The following is an 11,508-nucleotide window of genomic DNA, read 5'->3' as shown; positions in this document are numbered from 1 at the left end:
TGGGGGGAGTGGGGGTGCGCTGGGGCGGTATCGGCGGGTGTTGGGGGCGCCGGAGGCGGCCGTCGAACGGCGGGTGGGGGACGCCGTGTTCACCGCGCACCTGTGGCCCGTCCCGCTGTGGCCGCGGCTGCGGTTCGAGGTGGTGACCGGGCCGGACGGGCGCGGGGTCTGGCAGGAGTGGCTGGTCCGCGCGGCGGGGGAGGAGGTCCCGCGTGCCGCCGGGGTGGACGGGCTGGTGCCGTGGGAGTTCACGGTGGAGGACGTGGCGCGGTCGTTCCCCGGGGCGCGTCCCCTCGAAGGGTCGGCGCCGACGCGGTCGCGGCTGCTGATCACGTCGCAGGGCAAGCAGTACGCCGCGGACTTCACCTGGGGGCTGCTGCAGGAGGTCGCCGAGTTGCGGTGAGCGGTGGCCGCGGTGGCCGCGGTGGCCCTGTTGCCGCACCTTCGCCCCGGCGCCCCGGCGCCCCACCTGGGGCGCCGGGGCGTCAACGCGGCGCTACACCGCGCCGGCGACGATGGTGAACTCGCGCTTGACCGCGGAGCCGGACCCGTCGCGGCGGGGGTCGATCTCGGGGAGCTCGACCGGCGTGCCGTTCGCCGTCGCCGCCCGCGCCGGGGAGGCCACCGCCCACGCCGCCACCAGGCAGTCCTCGCCGCGCAGGAACCGCTGGCAGCGGACGCCCGCGGTGGCGCGCCCCTTCCGCGGGTACTGGTCGAACGGCGTCGCCTTCACCGTCCCGAAGCCGGTGCCCGAGAGAGTGCCCCGGCTGCCGGCCACCGTCACCACCAGGCCGTCCCGCGACGGATCCAGCGCGGTGAAGGAGAGCACCTGGATGCCGTCGGCGAGCTTGATGCCCGCCATGCCCGCCGCCGGCTTGCCCTGCGGCCGCACCTGCGACGCGGGATAGCGCAGCAGCTGGGCCTCGTCGGTGATGAAGACGAGATCCTCCTCGCCGGTGCGCAGCTCCACCGCGCCGACCACCCGGTCGCCGTCCTTCAGGGCGATGATCTCGAACTCGTCCTTGTTGGACGGCCACTCCGGGACGACCCGCTTGACCACGCCCTGGAGCGTGCCCAGCGCCAGCCCGGGTGACGACTCGTCCAGCGTCGTCAACGCCAGGACCGCCTCGTCCGAGTGGAGTTCGAGGAACTCCGAGACGGGCGCGCCGCCCGCCAGCGTGGGCCGCCCCGCCTTGGCGCCGGACGCCGGCTCGGGCAGCTCCGGCAGGTCGACCACGTCGAGCCGGAGCAGCCGGCCCTCCGAGGTGACCACGCCGATCTGGCCCCGCGTGGTGGACGGCACCGCCGAGACGATCACGTCGTGCTTGGCCCGCTTGCCCGGCCCGGCCGACGGGTCCTCGTCGAAGCCCTCGCCGTTGGCGGTGCGCGCCAGCAGCCCCGTGGAGGAGAGCAGCACCCGGCACGGGTTGTCCGCCACCTCCAGCGGCCCCGCGGTGGCGACCGGCGCCCCGGCGGCCACCTCGACCAGCTCGGTGCGGCGCGGCGTGGCGAACTTCTTCGAGACCGCCGCCAGTTCGTCCGAGACGGTCTTGCGCAGCAGCTCGTCCGAATCCAGGATCGCCGTCAGCTCGGCGATCTCCTTGCGCAGCTGGTCCTGCTCGGACTCCAGCTCGATCCGGTCGTACTGGGTGAGCCGGCGCAGCGGCGTGTCGAGGATGTACTGCGTCTGGACGTCCGTCAGCCCGAAGCGCTCCATCAGGCGCTGCTTGGCCTGGGCCGCGTTCTCGCTGCCCCGGATGAGCGCGATCACCTCGTCGATGTCGATCAGCGCGGTGAGCAGGCCCTCGACCAGGTGCAGCCGGTCGGCGCGCTTGGTGCGCCGGAACTCGCTGCGCCGCCGCACCACCTCGAACCGGTGGTCGATGTAGACCTGGAGCAGCTCCTTCAGGCCCAGCGTCAGCGGCTGGCCGTCGACCAGCGCCACGTTGTTGATGCCGAAGGTCTCCTCCAGCGGGGTCAGCCGGTAGAGCTGCTCCAGCAGCGCCTCCGGGTTGATCCCGTTCTTGACCTCTATCACCAGCCGCAGCCCGTGGGAGCGGTCCGTCAGGTCCTTGAGGTCGGCGATGCCCTGGAGCTTCTTCTGGCCCACCAGATCCTTGATCTTGGTGATGACCTTCTCCGGGCCGATGTTGTAGGGCAGCTCGGTGATGACGATGCCCTTGCGGCGCGGCGTGACGTTCTCGATCGAGCAGGTGGCCCGGATCTTGAAGGTGCCGCGGCCCGTCTCGTAGGCGTCCCGCACCCCGCCCAGCCCGACGATCCGACCGCCGGTCGGCAGATCGGGCCCCGGGACGTGCTTCATCAGCGTCTCGAGGTCGGCGTTCGGATGCTTGATCAGATGCCGCGCGGCGGCCACCACTTCGCCCAGGTTGTGCGGCGCCATGTTGGTGGCCATGCCCACGGCGATCCCGGACACGCCGTTGACCAGCAGGTTCGGGTAGGCGGCGGGGAGCACCTCGGGCTCGTTCTCGCTGCCGTCGTAGTTCGGCTCGAACGGGACGGTGTCCTCGTCGATCGACTCGTTCATCAGCAGCGCGGCCGGGGCCAACCGCGCCTCGGTGTAGCGCATCTGGGCCGGCGGGTCGTCATTGCCCAGCGAGCCGAAGTTGCCGTGCCCGTCGACCACCGGGAGCCGCATGGAGAACGGCTGCGCCAGGCGCACCAGCGCGTCGTAGATCGCGGTGTCGCCGTGCGGGTGCAGCCGGCCCATCACCTCGCCCACCACGCGGGCGGACTTCACATGCGGCCGATCGGGCCGCAGCCCCATCTGGCCCATCTGGTAGAGGATCCGGCGGTGGACCGGCTTCAGGCCGTCGCGGGCGTCGGGCAGCGCTCGGGCGTAGATGACCGAGTAGGAGTACTCGAGGTAGGACGAGCGCATCTCGTCGACGACATCGACATCCTGGATGTTCTCCTCGAAGTCGTCGGCGGGCTGCGGTGCTCTGGTGCTGCGGCGGGCCATCTCTTCCCGGTGCTCCTTTGCGGGTCGCGGGTCAACTCCGCGGCTGTTTCGACGAACGGCGGACGCTCCATTGTGGCGCCTGCGTCGGACAAGCCCCGACAGGCACCGCCGACCGGGCCCTCCGGCCGGAGCCGCGGCGCCGGTCCGACGCCGTAGGCTGGCCCGACACGACGCTCGACGAAGCGAAAGGACCGACGCCCCCATGGCCAATCCGGCCCGACCGGCCGACCGGACCGCCGCCCCCCGCGGCTCCGGCGCCTTCACCGCTACGGAGCACCGGCTCGGCAACGGCCTCCGGCTGGTGCTCTCGGAGGACCACCTGACGCCGGTCGCGTCCGTCTGCCTCTGGTACGACGTCGGCTCCCGCCACGAGCGCCCCGGCCGCACCGGCCTGGCCCACCTCTTCGAGCACCTGATGTTCCAGGGCTCGGCCAGCATCCCCGGCAACGGCCACTTCGAACTGGTGCAGGGCGCCGGCGGCTCCCTCAACGGCACCACCAGCTTCGAGCGCACCAACTACTTCGAGACCATGCCCGCCCACCAGTTGGAGCTGGCGCTCTGGCTGGAGGCCGACCGGATGGGCAGCCTGCTCGCCGCGCTCGACCAGCAGAGCCTGGACAACCAGCGCGACGTGGTCAAGAACGAGCGCCGCCAGCGGTACGACAACCAGCCCTACGGCACCGCGTTCGAGAAGCTCGTCGCGATGGCCTTCCCCGAGGGCCACCCGTACCACCACATGCCGATCGGCTCGATGGACGACCTCGACGCGGCCTCCCTCGCCGACGTCCAGGCCTTCTTCCGCACCTACTACGCGCCCAACAACGCGGTGCTGACGGTGGTCGGCGACATCGACCCGGCGCAGACGGTCGCCTGGGTGGAGAAGTACTTCGGCACCATCCCCGGGACCTCCGAGAACGCGACCAAGCCCGCCCCCGCGGACGGCACCGGCCTGCCGCCGGTGATGGGCGGCCAACTGCGCCGCGTGGTGCACGAGGACGTCCCGTCCCGCGCCCTGATGGCCGCCTACCGGCTGCCCGTGGACGGCACCCGGGAGGCCGACGCCGCCGACATCGCGCTCACCGTGCTGGGCGCCGGCGAGTCGTCCCGCCTGCACAACCGCCTGGTCCGCCGCGACCGCCTCGCCGTGGTCGCCGGCTTCGGCATGATGCGGCTCGCCGGCGCCCCCTCGGTGGGCTGGATGGACGCCAAGACCTCCGGCGACGCCCGCATCGAGGACATCGAGGCGGCCGTCGACGAGGAGCTGGCCCGACTCGCCGCGGACGGCCCCACGGCCGAGGAGATGGAGCGCGCCCAGGCGCAGATCGAGCGCGAGTGGTTCGACCGCCTCGACACCGCGCACGGCAAGGCTGACGAACTCGCCCGCTACGCGACGCTCTTCGGCGACCCGCAGCTGGCCACCACCGCCGTCGACCGCCTGCTGGACATCACCGCCGAGGAGGTGCGGGCCATCACCGCCGAGCGGCTGCGGCCCGACAACCGGGCGGTGCTGGTCTACGAGCCGACCGGTGCGGAGAGCGCGGCCGGGACCGAGGACGACGCCACGGAGGACGAGGACCGATGAGCACCGAGCCGCAGACCCCGGCCACGGGCACCGAAACGCCCGTCATCGCGCCGGAGATGACGCTCCATCCGCGCCCCGAGGCCGCCGAGCCCCGGCCGTGGGTCTTCCCCGCCCCCGAGCGCTCCGTCCTCGGCAACGGCCTCACCGTGCTGCGCTGCCACCGGCCCGGCCGCCATGTGGTGGCCGTCGAGCTGTCGGTCGACGCGCCGCTGCACGCCGAGCCGGAGGGCCTGGACGGCGTCGCCACCCTCACCGCCCGCGCCCTCGCCGAGGGCACCGCGCGGATGGACGGCGAGGAGTTCGCCGCCGCGCTGGAGCGGTGCGGCGCGACCCTCGACGCCCAGGCCGACCACCCCGGCATCCGGGTCTCCCTGGAGGTGCCGGCCTCCCGCCTGGAGCAGGCGCTGGAGCTGGTCGCCGAGGCGGTGCGGGCGCCGGCGTTCCCGGACGCCGAGATCGAGCGGCTGGTCGCCAACCGCCTCGACGAGATCACCCATGAGCTGGCCAACCCGCAGCGGCGCGCCGCGATGGCCCTCTACGCCGAGCTGTTCCCGGCCGCCGACCGCGTCTCCCGGCCCCGGCAGGGCACCGCGGAGACCGTCCGCCGCATCGACCGCGACGCGGTGGCCGCCTTCCACGCCGAGCACTTCCGGCCCGCGACGGCCTGCGCGGTGATCGCCGGCGACCTCTCCGAGGCCGACCTGGACGGGGTGCTGGAGCGCACGCTGGGCGCCTGGGGCGGCACCCCCGCCGAGCACTCCCGGCTGGCCCCCGTGGCCTCGGACGACGCCGCCCGCGTGGTGATCGTCGACCGCCCGGGCTCCGTCCAGACGCAGGTCCTCATCGGCCGCACCGGCCCGGACCGGCACGACCCCACGTGGGCGGAGCAGGTCGTCGGCATCTACTGCCTGGGCGGGACGCTGACGTCCCGTCTGGACCGGGTGCTGCGCGAGGAGAAGGGCTACACCTACGGCATCCGGGCGTTCCCGCAGGTGGTGCGCTCCGGCGAGGGCGGCGACGGGCGCGGCGCGCTGCTCGGCATCGCCGGCTCGGTGCAGACCGAGGTGACGGGCGCGGCGCTCGGCGACCTGGTCGCGGTCATCCGCGGGGTGGCGGACGGCGGGCTGACGGCGGACGAGCGGAACGCGGCGGTGCAGAACCTGGTGGGCGTCGCCCCGCTGAAGTACGAGACGGCGGCGGCGGTCGCGGACACGCTCGCCGACCAGGTCGAACAGGGCCTGCCGGACGACTACCAGGCGCACCAGTACCAGCGGTTGGCCAAGGTCACGGCCGAGGCCGCGACGGCCGCGGCGACGGCGGCCTTCCCGTTGGACCGGATGGTCGTCGTGCTGGTCGGCGATGCCTCGCGGATCGGCGACGAGGTGCGGAAGCTGGGCATCGGGCCGGTGACGGTGCAGAGCTGAGCGCCGTTCGGCGGGTCGCGTCGTCTTGACGACGGCGGGCCCGCCAGGGGCGCGGGGAACCGCGCGGGTGAGCACGGCGATGCCGTGACTCGGCCGCCGTCCCCGCGCCCGCGCTCCCGCTCCGCGGCCGCGCCTACTCCCGCGCGCCGCCGAAGAGCTGGTCCTCGGTGAACTCCGACGCCGCGGGCGTCTGCGCGCGGAGCTGGACGCGGCGGATCTTGCCGGAGACGGTCTTCGGCAGCTCGTCGACGAACTCCAGCCGCCGCACCCTGCGGTACGGCGCGACCCGGTCGCGCACATGCGCGAGGATCGAACGCGCCGTCTCCCGGTCCGCCGCCGCGCCCGCCGTCCGCGTCACATACGCCTTGGGCACCGCCAGCCGCACCGGGTCGGGCGCCGGCACGACCGCCGCCTCGGCCACCGCCGGATGCTCCAGCAGCACGCTCTCCAGCTCGAACGGCGAGATCCGGTAGTCGGAGGACTTGAAGACGTCGTCGGTGCGCCCGACATAGGTGAAGTACCCGTCCGCGTCCCGCGACGCGATGTCCCGCGTGTGGTGCAGCCCGTCCTCGGCCGTGCTCGGCACCGGCGGCCCGTCGGCGTCCCGGACGTACCCGGCCATCAGCCCGATCTGGTCGGCCCCCGCCGGCAGGCAGATCTCGCCGTCCACGCCCGGGCCGTCCACCTCCTTGCCGGTGGTCGGGTCGATCAGCAGCACCGTCCAGCCCGGCAGCGGCCGACCCATCGAGCCGGGCTTCACCGGCGCGCCCGGCGCGTTGCCGATCTGCGCGGTGGTCTCCGTCTGGCCGTAGCCGTCCCGGATCGTCACCCCCCAGGCCTCCCGCACCTGCTCGATGACCTCCGGGTTGAGCGGCTCGCCCGCGCCGATCGCCTCGCGCACCACCGGCCGCCAGCGGTCCAGCCGCTCCTGGATCAGCATCCGCCACACGGTCGGCGGCGCGCAGAACGTCGTCACCCCGCAGCGCACCATCTGGTCGAGCACCGGGCCCGCGGCGAACCGCGGCTGATTGACCACCAGCACCGTCGCGCCCGCGTTCCACGGCGCGAACAGGCTCGACCAGGCGTGCTTGGCCCAGCCGGGGGAGGAGATGTTGAGGTGCACGTCGCCGGGGCGGACGCCCTGCCAGTACATCGTCGACAGATGCCCGACCGGGCCGCTGGCGTGGGTGTGCGCCACCGCGCTGGGCAGCGCGGTGGTGCCGGAGGTGAAGTACATCAGCAGCAGGTCGTCCTGCGAGGTGGGGCCGTCCGGCTCGAACCCGGACGGGGCGTTCGCGGCGTCCGCGAAGTCCAGCCAGCCCGCGCGGGGTTCGCCCACCGCGATCCGGGTGACGGATGCGGGGACGGCCGCGAAGCGGTCCGCCAGCTCCGACTCGGCGACGATGTGCGCGACCCGGCCGCGCGCCACCCGGTCGGCGAGGTCGTCGGCGGAGAGCAGGGTGGTGGCGGGGACGACCACCGCGCCCAGCTTGATCGCGCCGAGCAGCGCCTCCCACAGCTCGACGCGGTTGCCGAGCACCAGCAGGACGCGGTCGCCGCGGCGCACGCCCCGGGCGCGCAGCCAGTTCGCGGTGCGGTCGGAGCGGTCCGCCAGCCGGCGGAACGTCAGGGCGGTCTCGGAGGTGAGGGTGCCGTCCGCGTCGAGGTCGACGACGCGCAGGGCGACGCGCTCGGCGCTGCCCTCCTCGGCGGCGAGGACGTCGAACCAGTCCAGCGCCCAGTTGAAGCGGCCGGGGCCGCCGAAGCGGGTGAGGTCGGGCCGGGGCAGCTGCCGGGCCCCCGTCAGGTCGCCCTCGTGGGCGAGCAGATGGTCGCGGGCAGCCCGAAAGGCTTCGGTGGCCGCGGGATTCCGGATGCCGTCGTCCATGGTCGGCAGCGTGGCACGACCCGGACGCGCCGGACAATGGGGAGGACGCGGCGGGGCGCGGGAGTGCCGCGCCCCTGACGGGGCGTCGCCTACTCGGGGAGCTCGTCGAGGCCGTCGGAGACCAGCTTGGCGAGGCGGTCGAGGGCGGCGTCCGCGCCGTCCGCGTCGGAGGCGAGCACGACCTCCTCGCCGCCCTCCGCGCCCAGGCCCAGCACCGCGAGCATGCTGGCGGCGTTCACAGGGTTCCCCGGGTTCGAGCCGTTCTTGGCGATCGTGACGGGGACGCCCGCGGCGGTCGCCGCGCGCACGAAGATGGACGCCGGGCGGGCGTGCAGGCCCTCGGGCCAGCCGATGTTGACTCGGCGCTCAGCCATGGCGGGTGCCTTTCCAGGTTCGGGGTACCGATGATCAGGGGACCAGTTTCACACGGCGTCACAAGGTTGGACGTCCCACGGCCCGCCGCCCGGGGAGTCCTAGGCTGGCATCGTGGAGAAACCCGACGGTACCGTCCCCGGCTATCCCGAGCACTGGGAGGCCGACGTGGTGCTGCGCGACGGCGGCACCGCGCACATCAGGCCCATCCGGCCCGATGACGCCGAACGCCTGGTGGAGTTCTACGCGGAGGTGTCGGACGAGTCGAAGTACTTCCGGTTCTTCGCCCCGTACCCGCGTCTCTCCGACCGCGACGTGCACCGGTTCACCCATCACGACTACGTCGACCGGGTGGGCCTCGCCGCCACCGTCGGCGACGAGTTCATCGCGGTGGTCCGATACGACCGGCTGCCCAACCTCGAGGACACCGCAGAGGTGGCGTTCCTCGTCCAGGACGCCCACCAGGGCCGGGGCGTCGCCTCCGCGCTGCTGGAGCACATCTCGGCGGCGGCGCGGGAGCGCGGCATCCGGCGGTTCGACGCCGAGGTGCTGCCCGAGAACCGGCGGATGGTGAAGGTCTTCACCGACGCCGGCTACACCCAGCGCCGCAGCTTCGGCGACGGGGTGGTCTCGCTGGAGCTCGACCTGGAGCCCACCGACACCCAGCTGGAGGTGATGCGCGCCCGCGAACACCGCGCGGAGGCGCGGTCCGTCCACCGGCTGCTCGACCCGCGCTCGGTGGCGGTGGTCGGCGCGGGCCGCGGGCCGGACGGGCTGGGCCGCACGCTGCTGCGGAACCTGCTGGCGGGCGGCTTCACCGGGGACGTCTTCGCCGTGAACCGGGCCTTCGCCGGGCAGCGGGACGCCGAACTGGAGGGCGTGCCGGCGGTCGGGTCGGTCGAGCTGGTGCCGCGTCCGCTGGACCTGGCGGTGCTGGCCGTGCCGGCGGCCGAGGTGCCGGACGTGGCGGCGGCGTGCGGGGCGCACGGCGTGCAGGGGCTGGTGGTGGCGGCGACCGGCTGGGCGGACGCGGGCGCGGAGGGGTTGGACCGGCAGCGCGCGCTCGTCCGGTTGGTGCGGGCGCACGGGATGCGGCTGGTGGGGCCGGCGGCGCTGGGGCTGATCAACACTGATCCGGAGGTGCGGCTCAACGCGTCGCTGGCGCCGCACGCGCCGGACCGCGGCGGGATCGGCCTCTTCACGCAGTCCCCGGCGATCGCGTTGGCCGCGCTCTCGGCGGCGCACCGGCGGCGGATCGGGCTGTCGTCGTTCGTCTCCTCGGGGAACCGGGCGGACGTCTCCGGCAACGACCTGCTGCAGTTCTGGGAGGAGGACCCGCGCACCGACGTGGCCTGCCTCTACCTCGAATCCTTCGGCAACCCGCGGAAGTTCACCCGGTTGGCGCGGCGGGTGGCGCGGGTGAAGCCGGTGGTGGTGGTGAAGGCGGGGCGGCACCCGGGGACGGTGCCGACGGGGCACGCGGTGAGCGACGCGCCGATCGCGGACTCCACGGTGGACACGCTCTTCCGGCAGGCCGGGGTGATCCGGGTGGACACCCTGCCGGAGCTGTGGGACGCGGCGGAACTGCTGCACCATCAGCCGCTGCCGGACGGGGAGCGGGTGGCGGTGGTGGGCAACTCGGAGTCGGTGGGGCTGCTGACGGAGGACGCCTGCATCGGGGCAGGGCTGCGGCCGATCACCCGTCAGGTGCCGTCGGACGCGGACGGCTTCGCGGCGGCGCTGCGGGCCGCGGTGGAGTCGCCGGGGCACGACGCGGTGCTGGCGGTGGCGGTCCCGGCGTTCGGCGACGCCCCGGCGGCGGGGCCGGCGGGCGCGCTGCTGGGGCCTCCGGCGGGGGCCGACCCGGGCCCGCTGCTGGACGCGGTGGCGTCCGCGGCGGATCGCGCCCGCGAGCTGGGCAAGCCGCTGCTGCTGGTGCACATGGCCTTCGACGGGCTCTCCGAGCTGCTCCGCCGGCACGGCGCCGACGGCTCGGCGCTCCGCGCGGTGCCGGCGTACCCGGCGCCGGAGCGCGCGGCCCGCGCCCTCGCCGAGGCCGTCCGCTATGCGGCGTGGCGCCGCACCGAACAATCCGCGGGCACCGTCCCCGACTTCGACGATTTCGACGAACCCACCGCCCGCACCCTCATCCGCGACGCACTCCGCACCGCGGCCCCGCACCCCGGCGCCGCCGCCGCGCAGCCGCCCGGCGCGGCCGGCCGGGACGCGGGCGAGGGCTCCGGCGGGACGGCGGACCGGTCCGCGGCCGACGCGGCACGCGGCGTTGCCGGCCGTGAAGGCGATGCCGCTGTGCAGCCGTCGGCCGCGGACGGCAGTGGCGACTCCGCTGCCGGGTGGACGCGCGGCGCGGCCGGCCGGCAGCCCGGCGAGGAGGCCGGCAGTCGGCCACGGCCTCGTCCCGCGACGGACGCCGGCGCGCAGCCACCCGGCGCGGTCGCCCGGCAGGCAGGGGAGGACCCCTCGGGTGCGGCGGATCGGGCCGCGCGCGGCCCCGGCTCCCGCGGCGGTGACGATGCCGCGCAGCCGTCGGCCGCAGGCGTCGGCGCCGTCGCGCTCGACAGCGCCGCCGCCGGCGCGCTGCTCGGGGCCTACGGGGTGCGGGTGTGGCCTGCGGTGCCTGCCCCGGACGGGCGGGCGGCCGTTGCCGCGGCCGGGGAGGTCGGGGGGTTCCCGGTGGCGCTGAAGACCACCGCCCCCGCGCTGCGGCACCGGGCCGATCTCGGCGGGGTGCGGCTCGACCTCACCGACGAGGCCGAACTGCTGCGCGCCCACCGCGAGATGACGGAGGCGCTCGGCGGGCCCGCCGCCGCGGCGCTCGCCGTCCAGGCGATGGCCCCGCGCGGCGTGCCCACCGCCGTCGCCGCCACCGTCGACCCCGCGGTCGGCGCCGTGCTCTCCTTCGGCCTCGCCGGCGCCCCCTCCGAGCTGCTCGGCGACATCGCGCACCGCCTCCTCCCGGCCACCGACCGCGAGGTCGCCGCGCTGGTGCGCGGCATCCGCGGCGCGCCCCTGCTGCTCGGCCACCGCGGCGCCGACCCCGTCGACACCGACGCCCTGGAGGACGTGCTGCTCCGCCTCTCGGTCCTGGTCCACGATCTGCCCGAGGTGGTCTCCGTCCGCCTGGAGCCGGTCGTCGTGGCCCGCCGCGGCGTCGCCGTCCTCGACGCCGAGGTGCGGCTCGCGCCCGCGCCCGCCCGCACCGACCTCGGCCCCCGCACCCTGCGGGGATTCTGAGCCG

The 11,508-nt window shown here is 75.0% G+C and carries 7 protein-coding genes; 4 read left to right on the top strand and 3 right to left on the bottom strand.

The window, feature by feature from the left end:
• Positions 1–403, top strand: a 403-nt coding sequence (locus tag BIV57_RS25300) for a hypothetical protein (protein WP_175548787.1), incomplete at its 5' end; no start/stop codon positions are given.
• Positions 404–496: 93 nt separating this feature from the next.
• Here BIV57_RS25300 and BIV57_RS17880 read toward each other — a convergent pair.
• On the bottom strand, positions 497–2,983 hold the full coding sequence (locus BIV57_RS17880; RefSeq protein ID WP_071657847.1) for a DNA gyrase/topoisomerase IV subunit A: 2,487 nt from the start codon (positions 2,981–2,983) through the stop codon (positions 497–499).
• A 202-nt stretch (positions 2,984–3,185) separates the two neighbouring features.
• On the opposite strand from BIV57_RS17880, the gene BIV57_RS17875 reads away from it, so the two are divergent.
• Both BIV57_RS17875 and BIV57_RS17870 read left to right on the top strand, forming a co-directional pair.
• Entirely contained in the window at positions 3,186–4,565 is a 1,380-nt protein-coding gene (locus BIV57_RS17875; protein ID WP_071657846.1) for a M16 family metallopeptidase, read from the top strand.
• Positions 4,562–5,989 (top strand): M16 family metallopeptidase, encoded by a 1,428-nt coding sequence (locus BIV57_RS17870; RefSeq protein ID WP_079170437.1) that lies wholly within the window; start codon positions 4,562–4,564, stop codon positions 5,987–5,989. The genes BIV57_RS17875 and BIV57_RS17870 overlap by 4 nt, the downstream gene beginning before the upstream one ends.
• A gap of 133 nt (positions 5,990–6,122) precedes the next feature.
• On the opposite strand, the gene BIV57_RS17865 is transcribed toward BIV57_RS17870, so the two are convergent.
• Both BIV57_RS17865 and BIV57_RS17860 read right to left on the bottom strand, forming a co-directional pair.
• On the bottom strand, positions 6,123–7,877 hold the full coding sequence (locus BIV57_RS17865; RefSeq protein WP_071657845.1) for an AMP-binding protein: 1,755 nt from the start codon (positions 7,875–7,877) through the stop codon (positions 6,123–6,125).
• Positions 7,878–7,966: 89 nt separating this feature from the next.
• The gene (locus tag BIV57_RS17860) at positions 7,967–8,251 is read right to left on the bottom strand and encodes an HPr family phosphocarrier protein (protein ID WP_071657844.1); all 285 of its coding nucleotides are present in this window, start codon (positions 8,249–8,251) and stop codon (positions 7,967–7,969) included.
• A 112-nt stretch (positions 8,252–8,363) separates the two neighbouring features.
• Here BIV57_RS17860 and BIV57_RS17855 point away from each other — a divergent pair, with 112 nt between their 5' ends.
• Positions 8,364–11,504, top strand: coding sequence for a GNAT family N-acetyltransferase (locus tag BIV57_RS17855; protein ID WP_071657843.1), 3,141 nt, complete (start codon positions 8,364–8,366; stop codon positions 11,502–11,504).
• Positions 11,505–11,508 lie beyond the last annotated feature (4 nt).

Source organism: Mangrovactinospora gilvigrisea, assembly GCF_001879105.1.
Taxonomy (GTDB): domain Bacteria; phylum Actinomycetota; class Actinomycetes; order Streptomycetales; family Streptomycetaceae; genus Mangrovactinospora; species Mangrovactinospora gilvigrisea.
The sequence above is the reverse complement of the archived record's forward strand: the minus strand, read 5'-3'. Positions and strand labels throughout refer to the sequence as shown.

Coding starts and splice junctions, on each gene's coding strand:
- BIV57_RS17880 (WP_071657847.1), bottom strand. CDS start 2,983: ATGGCCCGCCGCAGCACCAGAGCACCGCAGCCCGCCGACGACTTCGAG.
- BIV57_RS17875 (WP_071657846.1), top strand. CDS start 3,186: ATGGCCAATCCGGCCCGACCGGCCGACCGGACCGCCGCCCCCCGCGGC.
- BIV57_RS17870 (WP_079170437.1), top strand. CDS start 4,562: ATGAGCACCGAGCCGCAGACCCCGGCCACGGGCACCGAAACGCCCGTC.
- BIV57_RS17865 (WP_071657845.1), bottom strand. CDS start 7,877: ATGGACGACGGCATCCGGAATCCCGCGGCCACCGAAGCCTTTCGGGCT.
- BIV57_RS17860 (WP_071657844.1), bottom strand. CDS start 8,251: ATGGCTGAGCGCCGAGTCAACATCGGCTGGCCCGAGGGCCTGCACGCC.